General features: G+C 41.1%; 22 protein-coding genes. 6 read left to right on the forward strand and 16 right to left on the reverse strand.

Annotation, left to right across the window (positions count from 1 at the left end):
- Window positions 1–42: 42 nt before the first annotated feature.
- The 15 genes from DRZ93_RS08465 to DRZ93_RS08535 form a co-directional block, all read right to left on the reverse strand.
- On the reverse strand, window positions 43–831 hold the full coding sequence (locus DRZ93_RS08465) for a BRO-N domain-containing protein (protein ID WP_113746335.1): 789 nt from the start codon (window positions 829–831) through the stop codon (window positions 43–45).
- Window positions 832–1,474: 643 nt separating this feature from the next.
- Window positions 1,475–1,855, reverse strand: coding sequence for a hypothetical protein (locus DRZ93_RS08475; RefSeq protein WP_113746337.1), 381 nt, complete (start codon window positions 1,853–1,855; stop codon window positions 1,475–1,477).
- On the reverse strand, window positions 1,848–2,093 hold the full coding sequence (locus DRZ93_RS08480) for a hypothetical protein (RefSeq protein ID WP_113746338.1): 246 nt from the start codon (window positions 2,091–2,093) through the stop codon (window positions 1,848–1,850). The genes DRZ93_RS08475 and DRZ93_RS08480 overlap by 8 nt, the downstream gene beginning before the upstream one ends.
- 8 nt (window positions 2,094–2,101) lie before the next feature.
- The gene (locus DRZ93_RS08485; protein ID WP_113746339.1) at window positions 2,102–2,902 is read right to left on the reverse strand and encodes a Rha family transcriptional regulator; all 801 of its coding nucleotides are present in this window, start codon (window positions 2,900–2,902) and stop codon (window positions 2,102–2,104) included.
- Window positions 2,903–3,157: 255 nt separating this feature from the next.
- Window positions 3,158–3,334, reverse strand: a complete 177-nt coding sequence (locus DRZ93_RS13560; protein ID WP_172458139.1) for a hypothetical protein — start codon at window positions 3,332–3,334, stop codon at window positions 3,158–3,160.
- Between the two features lie 9 nt (window positions 3,335–3,343).
- Window positions 3,344–3,658: a hypothetical protein gene (locus tag DRZ93_RS08490; RefSeq protein ID WP_113746340.1), complete on the reverse strand. Its 315-nt coding sequence runs from the start codon at window positions 3,656–3,658 to the stop codon at window positions 3,344–3,346.
- Window positions 3,651–4,070 carry a hypothetical protein gene (locus DRZ93_RS08495; protein ID WP_146741109.1) on the reverse strand — a complete coding sequence of 140 codons (420 nt, stop codon included), beginning with the start codon at window positions 4,068–4,070 and terminating at the stop codon, window positions 3,651–3,653. The genes DRZ93_RS08490 and DRZ93_RS08495 overlap by 8 nt, the downstream gene beginning before the upstream one ends.
- Complete coding sequence (locus DRZ93_RS08500) at window positions 4,058–4,459, reverse strand: hypothetical protein (RefSeq protein ID WP_113746342.1); 402 nt, start codon at window positions 4,457–4,459, stop codon at window positions 4,058–4,060. The genes DRZ93_RS08495 and DRZ93_RS08500 overlap by 13 nt, the downstream gene beginning before the upstream one ends.
- A 2-nt stretch (window positions 4,460–4,461) precedes the next feature.
- A complete protein-coding gene (locus tag DRZ93_RS08505) occupies window positions 4,462–4,887 on the reverse strand; it encodes a hypothetical protein (protein ID WP_113746343.1) in 426 nt (141 codons plus the stop codon).
- A 91-nt stretch (window positions 4,888–4,978) separates the two neighbouring features.
- Window positions 4,979–5,146, reverse strand: coding sequence for a hypothetical protein (locus DRZ93_RS13565; RefSeq protein ID WP_172458141.1), 168 nt, complete (start codon window positions 5,144–5,146; stop codon window positions 4,979–4,981).
- Window positions 5,147–5,338: 192 nt separating this feature from the next.
- Window positions 5,339–5,614 (reverse strand): hypothetical protein, encoded by a 276-nt coding sequence (locus tag DRZ93_RS08515; RefSeq protein WP_113746345.1) that lies wholly within the window; start codon window positions 5,612–5,614, stop codon window positions 5,339–5,341.
- A gap of 13 nt (window positions 5,615–5,627) precedes the next feature.
- Entirely contained in the window at window positions 5,628–6,347 is a 720-nt protein-coding gene (locus DRZ93_RS08520; RefSeq protein ID WP_113746346.1) for a hypothetical protein, read from the reverse strand.
- Window positions 6,348–6,363: 16 nt separating this feature from the next.
- Window positions 6,364–7,170: a hypothetical protein gene (locus DRZ93_RS08525; protein ID WP_113746347.1), complete on the reverse strand. Its 807-nt coding sequence runs from the start codon at window positions 7,168–7,170 to the stop codon at window positions 6,364–6,366.
- A gap of 2 nt (window positions 7,171–7,172) precedes the next feature.
- On the reverse strand, window positions 7,173–8,231 hold the full coding sequence (locus DRZ93_RS08530; RefSeq protein ID WP_113746348.1) for a YqaJ viral recombinase family protein: 1,059 nt from the start codon (window positions 8,229–8,231) through the stop codon (window positions 7,173–7,175).
- 181 nt (window positions 8,232–8,412) lie between these two features.
- Entirely contained in the window at window positions 8,413–9,051 is a 639-nt protein-coding gene (locus DRZ93_RS08535) for a LexA family transcriptional regulator (protein WP_172458142.1), read from the reverse strand.
- Between the two features lie 414 nt (window positions 9,052–9,465).
- On the opposite strand from DRZ93_RS08535, the gene DRZ93_RS08545 reads away from it, so the two are divergent.
- The 6 genes from DRZ93_RS08545 (at window position 9,466) to DRZ93_RS08570 (ending at window position 15,037) form a co-directional block, all read left to right on the forward strand.
- Complete coding sequence (locus DRZ93_RS08545; protein WP_146741110.1) at window positions 9,466–9,969, forward strand: hypothetical protein; 504 nt, start codon at window positions 9,466–9,468, stop codon at window positions 9,967–9,969.
- Complete coding sequence (locus tag DRZ93_RS08550) at window positions 9,969–10,721, forward strand: hypothetical protein (RefSeq protein WP_113746352.1); 753 nt, start codon at window positions 9,969–9,971, stop codon at window positions 10,719–10,721. Before DRZ93_RS08545 ends, DRZ93_RS08550 begins: the two co-directional genes overlap by 1 nt.
- Complete coding sequence (locus DRZ93_RS08555; RefSeq protein ID WP_113746353.1) at window positions 10,705–11,247, forward strand: RusA family crossover junction endodeoxyribonuclease; 543 nt, start codon at window positions 10,705–10,707, stop codon at window positions 11,245–11,247. Before DRZ93_RS08550 ends, DRZ93_RS08555 begins: the two co-directional genes overlap by 17 nt.
- Entirely contained in the window at window positions 11,234–11,650 is a 417-nt protein-coding gene (locus DRZ93_RS08560; protein WP_113746354.1) for a hypothetical protein, read from the forward strand. Before DRZ93_RS08555 ends, DRZ93_RS08560 begins: the two co-directional genes overlap by 14 nt.
- 71 nt (window positions 11,651–11,721) lie before the next feature.
- Window positions 11,722–13,086: an SLC13 family permease gene (locus tag DRZ93_RS08565; RefSeq protein WP_113743974.1), complete on the forward strand. Its 1,365-nt coding sequence runs from the start codon at window positions 11,722–11,724 to the stop codon at window positions 13,084–13,086.
- 358 nt (window positions 13,087–13,444) lie between these two features.
- Window positions 13,445–15,037, forward strand: coding sequence for a methyl-accepting chemotaxis protein (locus DRZ93_RS08570; protein WP_113746355.1), 1,593 nt, complete (start codon window positions 13,445–13,447; stop codon window positions 15,035–15,037).
- An 87-nt stretch (window positions 15,038–15,124) separates the two neighbouring features.
- On the opposite strand, the gene DRZ93_RS08575 is transcribed toward DRZ93_RS08570, so the two are convergent.
- Window positions 15,125–17,026 carry a heavy metal translocating P-type ATPase gene (locus DRZ93_RS08575; protein WP_172458144.1) on the reverse strand — a complete coding sequence of 634 codons (1,902 nt, stop codon included), beginning with the start codon at window positions 17,024–17,026 and terminating at the stop codon, window positions 15,125–15,127.

Raw genomic sequence — 17,026 nt, forward strand, 5'->3', positions numbered from 1 at the left:
CAAAAATAAAGCCCTCACTTTCCGAGGGCTTGTGTTATAATATTAGCCAAGTTTGTGTCTTAATTGTGGCAGTGATGCACATATAAAAGGCATGATGGGTGGACAGTCGGACTGCCTTAGGGATTTAGCAGTAAAGTCTCTTAGTTCATCTTGGTACATACCGACCGTATCAATGAATTTCTTAATAGGCTTGAGCTCCTCTAAGGCGTTCGCTCTCACACGGCTAGCCTCGTTATCCCTAATCTCCTCTAGGGTTCTCTTTAATTCAGCCTTAGCCTCTACACTTAAATTCAACTTGTTAAACATATCAAACAAGCGCTCCTCGGCATTTACATTCATATCAAGTCTTGTGGCGTTTTTGCAGTTTGGATTAGACGCTATCATAAAGCCCTGCTTTTTAGCCTTGTCTATAATCTCATCTAATGTGGCACCTATTTCACTAGGCAAGCTCTGCTTGATAACGTCTAGCTTTTTAACATAGGACAGGCTCTTGTCAATCTTAGGCACAGCATACTGCCCTGTTTTGCGTATTTGTGGCAACACCTCGTTGAATACCCAATCCTGAAAAGCTCTAGCCTCTGCTTTCCTTGACTTGAAAATAATACGGTACAGGTTCGGCTCATTAACAAATGCTAATGTCTGCACACCCCTTGTCGAAGTAACGAGGGAGTTATTAACTACCCCATTAGGATCTAGGGATTTATTAATGTCACTTTTATACGATATATTAAGTGCTGTGAGGACATCTTTTTTGCAAAACCATACTTGGTTGTTAATGATAGCGGTGCGCACTTTGTTGGCATTAAAGTTGAATATAGATACGTTAGACATAAAAGTCTCCTGTTAGATTATTTTTCAGTTTTTAAAAGATCTAAGAGGTGGTGGTAGGTGCTGAAAAACTGCTAACAGACAGCCGTGTTTATTTAGGTATATCACACGACACCTACCATAGACGCACAGTATAGTTACAGCTATACTATGGGTAGAAAAGGTTGCGTTCTGTTAAAAGTGTTTTTCAGGCACTCGACCCACGCCTTAGGGTCGTATAGGAGCATAGAACGCTGTTTATAAAATGTCAATAGGATTTTTAAAATTCTTAGAATAATTATAGTTTACAATCCGTTTATTTCAAGGACTATTTTTCAACTATAAATAAAAAAGCCCCCTAGAGGGTAAGGGGCTTTGAGAAACCAAATTATAGAGGATTACAAAAATGAATTTGCAATCCGCCTTGATTATCTCACACTATCTTTAATAATGCTATACAAAATTAAAATCATAGCTATCGCTCCGTAAAATAGGATAAATGATATAAAAGTACAGCCTACTCCCATGGTGAATGATGTCAGCAGATTTATAGGCACCTCATAGTCGTGCGAGATAAAGTGCACATAAAAGCCATATGCTCCACAAGCCAAGGCGCCGAACATCCCTATCAATACAGCGATAAGCCCTAATATCTCCATATCATCTCCTAGTTCAAATATACGTGCTTTACAGGCTTGCCGTACTTTTCAAAAGCTGTTTTATAGTTAGACCAAAAAAAAGACTCGGCTATACCGTAGGCTTGGTGAAAACCGTTACATCGTAAACAAGTGATGGCTATTCGCTTGATATTAAGATAAGGGATAACCTGATTATAGTTCTCAAGTTCAAAGAACAATATCTCCCCTCCGCTGTAACGGCTAAAATCAAAAAGCTTGGTTAGGTCTAAATTTGAGCCCCAATGCTCGGCAATACGTGGCAGGTCGTCAAGTCTTATGTAAACGCCATCATCGTATTTTATGAATGAGTTGTGATAGAAAAGATCGCCGTCTATGTTAATTGTAACTTTTGCCTCTACTGCACTAATCATCTTTTGCTCCTGTGTTGCTGTTAATAAAATCTTGAAAGAAGTTTTTGCTTCTATTGATATGCCTTGTCCCTTGCCTTAACATCAACTCGGCATTATAAATATTGGCATCGTTCTCAAGCGCTCTGTCACGAATAAACATTCTGACCTTGTTGTGTAAGAGCCTAATCTCAAAGTTTTTTAAGGTTATTTGTTTACATAGCTCATCTAGCTCTTTTATCTCGTGTTCTTGTAAACTCATATCATCTCCTAATCAGCTAATCTGTATTTGTTTAAATAGGTGTTGTCGCTATCTACAAGCTCTTTGAACTTGTTAATTACAGAGACATGGTAGCCCTTAACCTCGCCGTAATTACTATCCTCTATCTGTAATGTCTTAACGCCCATACGCTCGGACAGTGCAGACAGCTTGCGACCTATCTGTATGTAGGTTCCCTTGCTCAAGGCAAAGTAATTCTTAAGCCACGGTATGGCCTTTACAGTCTTATAGGTCTTGCTGTTGCCTATCTCGGTTAGTAACATCTCATTCTCTCTTGAAAGTCTTGATGCTGTATTCATGGCAGTTGCCTCACGCTTGGAGCCTATCCATGCTTTAGTCTTAATAGCATCGTCTCTTTGCTTTTCAGCTAATAGAAGTTTCTCCTGTTGATCAGCCCACTCTCTAGCCATGGCTATAGGGTCTGCAAAGTTTGGTACTCTGCCACCATTTAAGGCTTTCTCCATATCATTAAACTTATTAATGTAGGCTATCTTAAATTGCATAGCCTTTTCACCTGTATACCCCATGACCAAAAGGGTTACGCCGTCTTTGGTTATAAGATATTCAGGCAATGTACGCCCTATAGGATCCTTATATTCATTCAACGCAAAATTGCGTTCAATAAAATTGCCTTGATTATCAATAAGATTCTTAACGTCTCTTAAAACGTCTGCGTGTCTTTTATTAAACACTTGAGCTATATTTCTAGAAGTTGTTACAAGACGATTGTTTATATTTTTAACTTCAACTTCTGCCACGTTTAATTTGTCCTGTACGATAATGTCTGTCATAATTTATCTCCTTAATGACTTTAGTTTGATAAGGGTGTTGCTATTAACTTCACCCTTATGTTTATTCAACCTGTCGCGTTTTGCTACATGTTCTAAGATGTAACGGCTCGTTACGCCTTGGTGACCTCGTATTTCGCTAGGTCATCTAATTAACCTTGGTTATAAATCGGTTATACCCTCGGTTATAAATCCGACAGATGGCTTATCCATCGGATTTAGTAACTGTTAAACGGTTATAATTCGGTTATAAATCTATCAATCAAGTGGGGCTAGGGTAGGCACTGCCTGCATCAATGTAAGAATGTATGCTGACAAGCCCTCTTGTCCTTCTTGTTCAAAATGCCTTGCGAGGTCTAAAGCGTTTTCTTTAAATCCTTGCTCATCGTCCTCTACATGGCATCTGATAAGATTAAGTACGGTTGTTATATTCATTTGGCTACCTCACTGTATCTTTGTAAATCTGTTCATAAAATTAGGGTTATCGTGCCCCTCGTCCTCATCTTGCTCGTGTATGTCGTCCTCATCTTGCGTCCAACGCTCTAGGATTCTGCTGACACAATCGCTAGATTTTTCTAGGTTGGTGAGAGCGTCATCTAAAGCGTTTAGCCCCTCGTGAGCTATTCGGTCTTTAGGGCTAAGACGCTCCTCAACAATCGTCATGTAGTAAAGATATAGCTCGTTAAGCTTTTCTCCTGTCTTATCTATTTCAGCACTGATATTGCAAAATTGTTCGTATAGCGTGTCTGTCTTACTCATAATCAACCTTAGCTCCCTCGTGGTAGTTCATCTGCTCTAACACAAACTTGTATATGGCGTCCCTAATCTTGCCCTCTATTGCTATAAAATCCTCTTTTGAGATTGTTAGCTCAATCTTAAAAAAGCCATTCGTAAAACAGTGATGCCCCATAATGATGGCCTCATCGTCAAACTTGAGCTTGTGTATCCTTAGGGAGTAAGGACGCTCTGTAAATAGTTCAAATTCAAACATCTCAAGCTTGTTTTGTTTAACAGTGCTATCTATTACGTCTTGAATTTTTGTATTTGCTTTAAGCTCTAAATAAAATTCTTGACTGTCAATGCTATAGGTTAGCCTTGCGTCCTGATGCAACATATGCTCACTGATGATGTCGTTTATCTTGCCGGCAAAAATATCCATTATATGGAACATGCACATACATTCCCCTCCTCATCTGTAATTAACTCCATGAATTTTGGCAACATAACTTCGTTATCCTCGTCAGATAAGGGAGTTTCTATTCTTATCTCAATTGGATCTTTTTTGTTTTTTAAAGCCTTTAGTTTTAGGTAAAATTCTACCGTCCTTAAATTAGATGCAAGTCTAAGATTAGGGGTCTTGTTGTCATTTATAGTAATGTCAGCATTATCAAGTTCTTCTTTTGCACACATAAGCACCTGTAGTATCATGCCTATTGGTGATGTCCCCTTGTCTATCTTGACAGATGTAAAAGGTTCTTTATCGTTCCCTATGTATAGATAGGCGGTGGTATCGTTTATAAGCTCATATTTGAATGCAATGTCATGTTCATTTGGTTTCATAATTAATCCCTCTTTAATCTCTTTAAATCCTCTAGCAAGATCACTAGATCTTCTATGTCTTGTTCAATGATGGTTTTTAAAAAGCCATATGCCTGCTCATCTGTTAAGCTGTCGGTGCCAAAAGTGTCGTGCAGAACCTTTAGGTCATAGCGCTCTTTTACTCGGTCTAGCACCTCGTCCACGGTGCACCGTAAAGACTCCACGCAGGCCATTTTGGTGCTTCTTAAAATGCGTTCGTTGGTTACACGTGCTAAACGTACGGTCAGTAAAGATACGATTGCTCCGTTGTCGTGCTCTTTGATTGTGCCTTTACCTAGACACCACTCTTCATAATTGCCGTCAGGGGTGAGGGCTGTTAGGCTGATAAGGGCCTCTTGGTTATACTTGCCAAGTATCTTTATGAAGTTTTTTATGGTAATTCCCTTCATTTTATTTTCCTTTACTTGCACTTAAGTGTTTGTTAAGATGCAAGTGTTTGTTTAGTGTTAGGGCTAAGGGCCTGCGCCTTTAGCCTTATGTTTAGTCATACAGTCCGTTGTCAGCTCGCTTGGCCTTGAGCTTAAATTCCAACTCTTCAATTTTCTTTTTAATAGCTTCGTTACGTTTGCACTCCTGCATCTCCCTTTTAGTCTGCTTATAGCGCCCTCTTCTTACATAAGGCCTCACAATATATGATGGTAAATCCATTTTTTAACCTCTCTAATTTGGCAATCAATACAGACACCTAGACTTTTAAAATAGACAGCGCCTGCCGTTACCTTTAGCACCAAGGGCAACCCTAGCACTTCAATTTCCTTTTTCTCATATGGAGTGTTCGGCTTTATTTTGTGGTTAAAAAACACTCGCATACCTGTCGCATCGTCCTGTTTAAAGGTAATCTTAATTGTTAAAAATTTTGCCTCTTGCATGGTTGCTGATAATCTCCCTCACGGTCTCCACGTCTGCATACGAGTAACGTGGGAAGCCACCTTTACCTTTATAAAATGGTTGTTGTATTGGTAGCCTTAAGTCGTTGTAATACTTGATTAACTTGTAACGGCTAAGGCCTAACAGCACACATACTTGAGAGGCAGTTAAAATCTTTGTCTTTGATGTGTACAGTGACGATTTAATGTCGTTTACCAACTCATCAATCTTATCTATTTCAACTGCCATTTATGCCTCCTAATTAAAATGGGATCTCATCGGCCTGCTCGGTAGCTGTGCCGTAAATGTTTTGTTGATCGGCGTTGGCAATATCGCCCTCGTCAGGGTTCCAACCCTCGTTTAAACACTCGGCTTTAAACTTTTGGTACTCTTCAAGTGCAGTCTGCTGTGCCTTAGATGCATTTAGCTTGTCAGTCTTGCCACCTGCGACCTCTGTAGCTGATTGCCACTTTTCGTTAAAAAAGTAAATCTTATGTGTAAAACCTGAATAGCCGTTATGCGTCCAAGCTCTGTATGTGGTGGCTATCGCATTACCTTTAAATCCGTGAATGTTTGGATACCAAGTCTGCTCCTCGGCGTTACCGTCATAGTCCTTAGTCTGAATTTCTACACCGTCAAGGGCGTTAGTCACCTCGTGATGTAGGACACCTAATAAGTCATTGGTTAGTGCAGACATGCTAGATGCATAAATATCTCCGTCATTTGTAACAACTGCACCGATCGCTTTATAGCGCAGGTAGCCCTTGTCGGTCATAAGCTCAAGTATCAGATCCTCACGCTCGCCTTTTGGTGTTTTCTGCTTTTTAGAGTAGGCACCTAGAATTGTGTATTTAATTTTTTCGCCCTTAAAAATTCCTGTGTACTTGTTTTTGCGTAGTTCTTTTACGGCATCGGCATCATAGTTAGGTATGTTTGGTCGCTCTGTAGTTGTAACTGTGTAATTTGGCTGATAATGTAACATTGTGAAATATTCCTCTTTAGTTAAACTTTGTTTTTAAGTCTTGGCATAATCTGATAATCTCGGCGTTTTTTCTTTGCTCCTCGGAACCTCCTGCGAATATCTGTCTTAAGTCCTGTAATGTTTCTGCTGATTTTAGAGCCTTGATAAGCTCGTCATCGTTTAATGTGGCAGTTATGGCTTTATGTGGCATCAGTGTTGGCTTAATCTCCTGCACTTCAATTTGCTGTGCACTTGAGCCTAACTTCTCCTCACCATTAAAAAACTCCCTAGCCTCACCGACCTCATAGGCACCCCAACCAAAAGCTAGTGATGCGCATCTGCAAAACCCACGTATCTGCAACATGTGGTCGCTCTCGGTCTGCCACACCTCGGAAGTTGTCATGGCTTGTGAACGGTTAATGATGTAGGACACCTTGCCACCGTTGGATTTTGTTATTGTGACCTTAAGGCGATCCATCACCTTGTTGCCGTTTTTGTCCTTGCCATAATCTAATGGCTCATAGTCAATGCCTAATATGTCTTTTTTCTCACAGGCCCTTGACCAACCTCTAAACGATACGCCTACAGTAAGAGGGATCTTTTGTGATTTAAATGCGTATATATCCTTGGTACTTGGATCTAACCCCATGTCAGAGGCGATTTTAAATACGGTCAGCACATCGTCTGCTGTTACCTTTACGCCCTTGGCCTTGATGTTCTGCAAGACCTGCTTGGCATAAAATTCAGGAGTCATGGCGATAGTCTTATTGGCGATAGCCTTGATGCAGTTCTCGGCCAAGGCCTTTTGCTCTGCTGTAAATTGAATAGTTGGTAAAGTCTCCATGATTAGCTCCTTGCGCAAATTGTTAATGTTGATGTTGTCTTATTAGTTGTGAACTTTTTATACAGGTCGCTATGCTCTTTTACGAATGCATCTTTATCAAAATAGCTCTTTGAATATGTAGATAGTCTTGTAAGAGGTACGCCGTGATAATCAACAGCGATCTCGTTAGTGCCCATAAGCTTTTTAATCTTTGCAGTGAGCACTTTGTCTTTGTCGGCTAATTCGTTTTTAGCAAGACGGATACCTCTTAGTTCTGTTACAAGCTCTATAAATTCATCATCGGCCAAGGCTATGCCGTCGGAGTCCTCTACATCATCTAATGGCTCAACCCAATCAGGCTCATCACGAGGTATGACATGGTCAAACATGAAGTTGTCCTCGGCGTTGAGAATGGCATCAATGTGGTCTTGATTTTTCTCAATCTTAAAGATACGAACGCCGTCACCTTTAAAGTAGGCACAGATAAAGGCATAATTACTGCCGTTTAGATACATCTGTTTTTGTACTTGGTCATAATAGTATTGTGGAACTTGGCTATCTACAGATACGATCTCGCCCTTGTTTTTAAAGATACAGCCATTACCCCATTCTTTTTTGCCTTTTACTTTTCTATTAAATTCAACAGTCTTAATTTCAAAAGGGCAACCATTGTGGATACGGTCAATTTGAGCGCTTGACCAAGGGCGCATAAAGTCAGTGACGGTGATGCCATTCTCAAGTGGCAGGTAAAACTCATTTACATAGTTGGCTATAGAAGCCTCTAGTTCACGGCCAAGGTACAGCTTAATGTTTTTGTTGTTTCTAGCAATGCGCTCCAAGGTCTCGCTAGGATCTTCAAAAAAGTTGTTATATAGGTCGGTAGTGTCCTGCCATGGATTGTTGCCTAGCAAGACGCTAGCAGTTGTGCCTGTGAGCTGTTTTTTGTGGTAAAGCTCAATTTGAGCCGAGGCGCAGTCAAGTTGATTTAGAACCTTAGAATATGTGCGATCCTGTTCGTTACTGAACTTATAATAGATCTCTCTTAAGGCCTCTAGTTCGGCGTCTGATTTTGTATACGGCATTTTAATTGCTCCATAAACTATAAAGTTTGTTTAGTGTTACAAGAGCAATTAAAAAGGTTGACTAAATAATCGCTCTTAGTTTGTTGATGTGTTTTTATAGTAACCACAAATAAACTAAGGAGCAACTATTTTTTTAATGTTTTTTGGTAAAAAGTTTAAAAACCGTTGATATTTTTAAGAATTATCTAATCAATCCTGTACGTTCCAATACCTCTCCTAGCAACACAAAGTTGTCCTGTAGTTCCTCTAAAGGGATCTCCTCGGTTGAATAGTCAGGGTTTTCAGATATGATTTTAAGTGTTTTGTTTAGCATCTTTTGCAGACGCTTTACACGGAGCATGCCGTCCAAAACAAAGATGTATATGTGATTGTCTATTATAGAAGTGGCCGATGTATCCACCAAAATGCTGTCGCCGTCAAGGATAAGAGGCTCCATGCTGTCGCCCTTTACTCTAAAGCGCTTGCAATATCTTGGATCTACATTCAACGCATCAAAAAACGATCTGCAATAACCTACCTGTCTTACATCGGACAGCTCTTCGTATGTAGGCTCATAGGCATCACCACCACCAAAAGCTATATTATATGAGGGGATATAGACCATATCATCGGTTTTCTGCTCCTCGTCAAAGAATGATACGCCTAACGTCTGTGACAGTTTAACCAACGTTGATGGAGAGAAATTAGCTCCGTCATTAAACTTTGTAAAAACGGCTCGGTTAATGCCTGCTATTTTGGCTAAGTGGTAGCGAGTCCAACCTCTCTTATCTAACTCTTTGTTTAATAAATCATTTATTTCATCTCTGCTTTTCGGTCTCATTTTTCCTATTCTCCATTTATACATTCATATACATTTATTTTTTTCTAATTTTTTTAAAAATTGGTTGCTTTTTAATTATAGTTCATATACTTTAAAAATAAAGTAACGTTTTATAAACTATATATAAACGGAGACGTTAAATGAAAACACTAAACAAACAACAAAGATGTAAACTAGCCGAGGCTGTACTTACTTTTTACGGCACTAAGCGTGTGTGCGAGATCACTGACCTGACCCCACAGGCAGTCCTAGCGTGGAAGTACAACGGAATACCTAGAACTTGGATTAAGGTTTTTGAGACCACCGAGGCTAGGTTCTTAGTCCGTAACATGTTAAGAGGGTTCTGTAATGACAGTCAGTGTTAAGCATAAAGATTTTTCGCACTTGTTTAGCGAAACTCAAAACGCAATCATCATGTGCCTTTTACAGAACAGTGGTCGCCGAACATTTAAGCAACTGCAAAAGGATTTAAACAACCCTGTAGATTTAGAAAACGACCTAGAGGATCTTTATAACCGTGGTTATTTAGATTGCTCCTCGGCCAACCGTTGGTCTGTAGGACAGCCTCTTGAGATTGTGGCCAAGCGCAATAACATTAAACTTCCTTATAAGGTTGTATCTGAATTGCCCCCTCTCAATTGGCAGGAGGTTTACGATGTTTTATGTGAGCGCAACCCTAACACTTATTACAAGTTACGTAATGCAGATCTTGAGAGTACTGCGCAAAAATTCTTTGACTATTACGAGGCTGTAGGTTGGTGCCGTAAAGGTCAGCGTATCAAGAATTGGTATGTGTGCTTAGATTATGCTTTAAAGAATGGTTGGGTCATTGTCTATCAGCGTGACGAGCGACAGGTGCAACATGATACTAGTCCGTGGGCTGTAACTGCTAACAATAGTTTTGACGGATTTTTCTAATGGACAGTGCAGAGATTTTTAAGGTTAGGAGTCTTATCCGTACCTTGCATGAGTTTTATGGTAAACAATGTCAGGACTCTATGTTAGATATTTATGTATATGCCCTTGCTGACTATGACTTTAATGTGGTGCAGACTGCATTAAAAAACATTGTTAAGACAGCTAAGTTTATGCCAAGGCCTGCCGAGATCATTGAGCTGATAATGCAGTTTCAGGGGCAGGGTGCTCAAGACATTGAACGGCAAAAGGCTATTTTAGAATTTAAGGCGTCAAGTGCATTTAGAGAGCTTATGGCTCATTTAGATGTGGGGCAGGACATAGTCAGTGATGATTGGCGTTTTGTCTTTGCAGTGAGGGTAGCTTTTGGCTCTTTGCTTGAGTTAGCACAAAGTGAAGAGGGGAATGTTTGGCTTGAGAAAAAATTTGTTAAGGCGTACCTATTGGCAGACGATCCGAGCCGTTGTGGGTATGTGTTAGGAGGTATGTATCACAACACAAGCGATCCACGAGTTAGGTACATAGGCAATAAAGACAAATGCAAGGAGATAGCTCAAGAGTTTTACAGTGACCGTGGCATGAGACCACGGCTCCCTACAGACAACGTTAAGCTTTTAGGACAGAACAGATACGCATTAAGTTACAAGGATATAACACTTAACACTACAGATGATGACGAGTATGTCTCAAAAGAGGAGCTCGTCAAGGGTATAAAACAGATACAAGAGGCTTTTGGTTGTGCGCAAAAACTTTAGACAAAGTAACTGTGTTATTAGCATGTATGGGCAGGAAATTGAATGCAGAGAGATTTTGCTATCAATGCCACCGAGTGAAAACGAACGATTGACTATTGATTGGAGAGGGGCGCAAAACGCCCTTACTCGCTCTTATTCAAAATCAAGGCGAGCCTTAAAAAACTCAACCGATTATAACCGTTGGCTTAACTTTGCATCGGCGTGTTTGAAGTGTGGACAGCCACCAAAGATTGAGGGGGATGTAGGCTGTATTCTTAATGTAGTGTTCCCTGATAACAAAGTGCGTGACGCTCAAAACCGTGAGAAAGCTTTTTTTGACGCATTAGAAAAAAGTGGCTGTGTTATTGAGAACGATACTAATATTGTTTGGCATACCACTAATAAGATTATTCTACCTCACTATAGCTTTATATTGGCTTATGTCTTTTCTATGGACGCTGTAAAGAATTGTCCGTTTTTTATTAACGGTGATTATTTACAGACCAAGTCTAAAGAGTTTGAGGAGATATACGGTGCGCCGAAGTAATTTTTATAACCTTGAGCTCTTAGTAGATCATTATTGTGCAGACGAGCTTTTGAAAACATGGGGCATATGGTCAAAATCAGACCTGCCCTATTTAGGCTATCCAAAAATATTCGTCACTACTAATAAGACAGCATCTATAACATTGACCGAGGACGAGGTCGTGTTTATAGATTATGTTATCTCTTTAATGCTTGAATACCGTTTAACCAAGATATTGTTTGACTATTATATCAAGTCAATGCGCCTTAAAGAATTAGGAATAAGTTATGGCTGTTCCACAAGTGGCGCCAAGTTTTTGCTTGATAAAATTAAAAAGAAATTTTGGTGCATTTTGATTACTGAACTTGCAAAAATCTTAAAAAAAGACGCCTCTTGGATTGCCGAAAAAACCGATCAAATTTGACCCATAATTTGACCCACGAACCCTAATTTAAAGCTAAGTATTTGATTTTAAATATTTTTATATGATATCTTATGTCAACTATGACCAAATCCTATATAGTCATTGCCGACATAATATTATTTGTACTGCTCTTAAATGTTCTGCCTTTCTCCACAAATGAGAACAAGGGACTGGCCATGCTGGTGTTTATTGCCATTCTCTGGCTTACTGAGGCTGTACACGTAACTATTACTGCTATAACCATTCCTATTCTGGCAGCCATCTTAGGTCTTGTACCTACTGCCAAGGCCTTAAACGGCTTTTCAGATCCTAATATCTATCTGTTCTTTGGTGGTTTTGCCCTGGCAGCTGCCATGCACATTCAGAAATTGGACAGAATTATTGCCCAGCGCATCATGGTGCTGGCCCGTGGCAATTTCTTCTGGTCAGTAATCTTTCTGTGCACTATTACAGCCTTCCTCTCCATGTGGATGAGTAATACTGCAACTGCCGCTATGATGCTGCCTCTGGCCATTGGCATGCTCTCAAATGTTGATGCCAAGGAAAACAGAAATATCTTTGTATTTGTGCTTCTAGGCATTGCCTTTTCAGCAAGTATAGGCGGTCTTGGCACCCTGGTAGGCTCACCTCCTAATGCCATTGTGGCCTCAAATATGGGACTTACCTTTGCCGACTGGTTTGTAATTGGCTTCCCATTTATGATTGTGCTCATGCCAATCATGCTTTTAACTTTATACTTTGTCTTCAGACCAAATCTCAAGATCAAGGTTGATTTCCATGATGAGAAGATTGATCTTACTCCAAAGAGAATTACAACCCTGGCTGTATTTGTGATTGTGGCTCTGTGCTGGATTTTCTCAGGTCAGATAAACCCAGCTCTGTCAGGCATGTTAGGTCTTGAAGGTACCATTGGCTCATTTGACAGTGTTATTGCCATAAGCGCAGCCATTATTGTAGTTGTTCTCAAGCTTATCAACTGGAAAGAGGTTCAGGAAAATACCGACTGGGGCGTACTTATGCTCTTTGGCGGCGGTATTACCCTCTCTGCTGTACTGCGTGACTCAGGCGCCTCCAAGATTATGGCTGATGGACTTATCTTCCTGATGGAAGGCTCACACTACTATATCTTAGGTCTGCTTGTTGCCTTCTTTATCGTGTTTCTAACCGAGTTCACCTCAAACACAGCCTCAGCTGCTCTGCTTGTGCCGCTGTTTATCTCCATTGCCGAGAGTATTGGTGCACCTCCTTTAGGTCTGGCTCTTATCATAGGTCTTGGTGCCTCCTGTGCCTTCATGCTACCTGTGGCAACACCGCCTAATGCTATTGTCTTTGGTACAGGCTATATCAAACAGCAGGAAATGGTTAAGGTCGGCGTAATCTTAAATGTACTGTGCTCTATTGTTATTGCCACAGGCGCCTACTTCTTCTTCCTTTAATACATAGGTTTGTAATCCTTAGACAGAAGGCAGTTTTAAACTGCCTTCTTTTTTATACTCAAATACCTGACAGTACTTTATAGTCCCTATATCCCTGAGCTCTTATACCTTGCGACCATTTTTTTTATTAAACAAAGTTTAACCATCTTCACTGTTTTTTATTGTGGACTTATGTAGAATTGGCCTCAATTACCAAGATCACAGCACAGCTTATCTGTATATATGGCAAAAGACTGGAGTCTTAGGCTCTTCTTTTTATCTGCACAAAGCTTTGTATAAATGATCTTGCTTTACATGGCTGCTCGCTCCTGTTTTCCCCTATAACTATAAGGCTTAGCAGCATACAGGAAAAAATCACATGTTTAAGCTTGTCTTCAATTTAAAGGTTTCAACCAAACTTACACTGGCCTTTGCCCTTATTATTGTTCTTAGCATAATCTCCGATCTTTATGCCTCATCAAAACTTATAAATGACAGTGAGGTGGCTAAGGATGTTCATAACACCCTTGCTGTGCAGTATAAAATGGCCGATGCCTCTCGCTCTTTGATGTATGAGATACATGATGCCGTCTATACAGGAGAGCACAGAAAGGGTGACGGTTTTGGCTCTAAAATACAAAACCTGCGCGCATCACTCTCAACTCTTGAGACACTTAATCTTGATACATTAAGTGCAGCTGTCAAGAGCAATGTCAATCAATATGTTGATATCTATGAGAACAGACTCAACGTGGCCGTTAAAAACAGAGATATGGCCGGTTATATTGAAACACTGCACAATGATCTTGAGCCTATGTTTGTACAGACCATAGCAAGCTATGATGATTTAATGCGCTCTCTTGTAGCCACATCTGCAAACAAAAGTGCAAGCATTGGCAATACAGGCAATCTTGTTTTTATTGCGGGCATAAGCCTTATCTCTATTGTTATCTGCGTTGTCATTGCAAGCATTATGGGCCGTGATATTAAAAAGCATCTGTCCCATGCCGGCATCTGTGTAGATAAGATTGCAAATTCCGATCTCTCAGGCTCCATTGTCTCCCTTAGCAATGATGAATTTGGCGCCATGACACAAAGACTTGAGCATATGCGCTTTAATCTGTCTGAAAAGATAAGCTCTGTATGCAATACCATGGAGAATTTAAATACTGTATCCATGGGTATTGCCTCACGCTCACAGACTATGATGAAACAGGCAGGTGAATGTCAGGGTGCCACCTTAACTGTGGCTACAGCTGCCGATGAGATGGCCTCTACTACAGCAGAGATTGCCAGATCCTGTCAGAATGCCACAGATTCTGCACAGCATGCCAAGGAGATTACAGCAGAGGGTATGAGCACACTGCAGGGCACTATCAACAGTATTTATGAGCAGGCCTCAAATACACGCAATGATGCTAAAAATATCGAGGCATTGGTGGAACAGAGTCAGACCATTTCGGCCATTGTTGAGACTATATTTGAAATTTCACAGCAGACCAATCTTTTAGCCCTTAACGCTGCCATTGAGGCAGCCCGTGCCGGTGATGCAGGACGCGGCTTTGCTGTGGTTGCAGATGAGGTCAGAGCACTGGCGCAGAGAACCTCAAATTCAACTAAAGAGATTACCAGCATGGTCACCAAGGTACAGCATGATGCCGATGTTGCCGCCAGATCCATGCATGAGTCTGTAGAGACTATGGATACAGTGGCCGGCAATGCCAAGGGTCTTGAGGAGATTTTAAACAATATTATTGCCAATGCCGATGATGTAAATATGCAGATTGCTCAGATTGCCTCAGCTTCACAGCAGCAAAGTGCCGCCACTGCCGAAATTTCACACAATATGCAGAATGTAACGCATTTAGTGCAGGAGGTTTACAGTTCATCTGAGACCAATGATCGCTCTATATCAAATGCAGGCAAGACTGTGGCAGCTGTGCTTGGCGAGCTGCAGGAGTTCAAGCTCTAATCCTGCATTAATTTAAAGCTTTGTACATTAAAAAACCCCGGTAATAATATCTACCGGGGTCTTTTTTTATCTGACACCTGTAAGCTCTTATGCTGTGCGCATCTTGTCAGTCTGTAAAGAAGCTGTCTTAGAAAACTCTCCCTTCCAGGTTAAGGCGCGCATGGCATTGAGCACTGCCACAATACACAGTCCTACATCGCCAAGCACTGCAAGCCAGATATTGGCAAAGCCAAAGGCTCCCAGAATTAAAATTATAAGCTTGACGCCAATTACCAGCACCATATTGGATATAGCCAGGGCTACAGTTCTGCGTGAGAGTACAATGGCATCAGCAATTTTATTTAAATTATCATTCATAACCACCACATCACTGGCCTCTACTGCCTGCGATGAGCCAAACTGCCCCATGGCAATACCCACGTCAGAGACTGCAAGCACAGGTGCATCATTGATACCGTCACCGACAAAGGCGCAGATACCATCTTCTCTTTTTATACTCTTAAAGGTTGTAAGCTTGTCCTGCGGCAGCTGCTGTGCAAAATAGCTATCAATACCTAAAGTATTGGCCAGATCTGAGGCCACCTGCTCTTTATCGCCTGTTATCATATAGCTTTTAATATTCAGACTCTCCAGGGCTTTTATAAATGATGCGGCCTCTGCTTTAGGCTCATCCTTGAGAGTAAGAGCTCCTATATAGCGGCCTTCTGCCACACAGTAGACATCACTGCCGCCACTCTCATCAAGGCGCTCAATCCTATCGCTGCTCTTATCCTTTATAAAATCATAGCGACCTACAAAAACCTCGGTCCCATCCACTTTGCCCTTAAGACCAAAGCCGGCAATTTCTTTAAACTCACAGTCAGAGGCTATAGCCGAGCCACTGTCTTTACAGAAGGATGCAATAGCCACACCTAAAGGGTGGGTGGTCATGCGCTCGGCATTGTACATATAATAAAGCAGATCCTTTGTATCCTCAGCCTTAGAGTGCACCTGACTTACGCTAAAGACACCGTAGGTTAGAGTACCTGTCTTGTCAAAGGCCATGGATTTGATTTTAGCCAGATTTTCAATGTGAATAGAGCCTTTGACCATAACTCCTGTTTTTGATATGGCGCCAATACCGCCAAAAAATGACAGAGGCACAGAGAGCACCAGCGCACATGGGCAGGAGAGCACTAAAAATACCAGGGCGCGTGTCACCCAGTCATGCACATCATATCCTTCAATTACAAAAGGTATAAGCGCTAAAGCTGCAGCCACTGCCACCACAATAGGGGTGTAATAGGTGCTAAAGCGGTAGATAAGAGCCTCAGGACGTGATTTGTTGGCAGCTGCATCCTCAATTAAATTGATAAGACGGTTGATGGATGAGTTTTTTGATAAAACTGTGGTTTTAATTTCAATAACTCTGTCAAGATTGATACCTCCAGATGGAATAATATCGCCTTTAAAAAAGACCACAGGCTCTGACTCACCTGTGAGGGCCGAGAGATTGACCGAGGCGCTATCTGACAGAAGCTCACCGTCAATGGCCACACTCTCACCCAGGAGCACGCGGGTAATACTGCCTGCTGCCACCTTGCGCGGCTTGACCTTCTCATCAGAGCCATCCTCTTTTACAAGGCGCACAAATTCAGGCTTGAGAGCTAAAAGTGAGGTAATCTCACTGTGTGAGCGTCCCTGGGCATATTCTTCAAATATAGTCCCTACTCTGTAAAAAACTATAATAGCCAGAGCCTCGGCATAATCGCCAAGAGCCAGGGCACCAAAGGTGGCTATAGTCATTAAAAACTCCTCTGACATGCGATGACGCACAATAAGAGTTTTAAAGGCCCCGATTATAACTTTGTAGCTTATTGCAAGATAGCTTAAAGCCACCATAGATATAAGCACATAGGTATTTATATCCACGTCTATTAAAATTACAGTCATTACAGCCAAAGCTGCAAGCATAGACACTCTTGTATAATTATCTATATATTTGAGCAT

Source organism: Anaerobiospirillum thomasii (assembly GCF_900445255.1).
In the GTDB taxonomy this organism is placed as follows: domain Bacteria; phylum Pseudomonadota; class Gammaproteobacteria; order Enterobacterales; family Succinivibrionaceae; genus Anaerobiospirillum_A; species Anaerobiospirillum_A thomasii.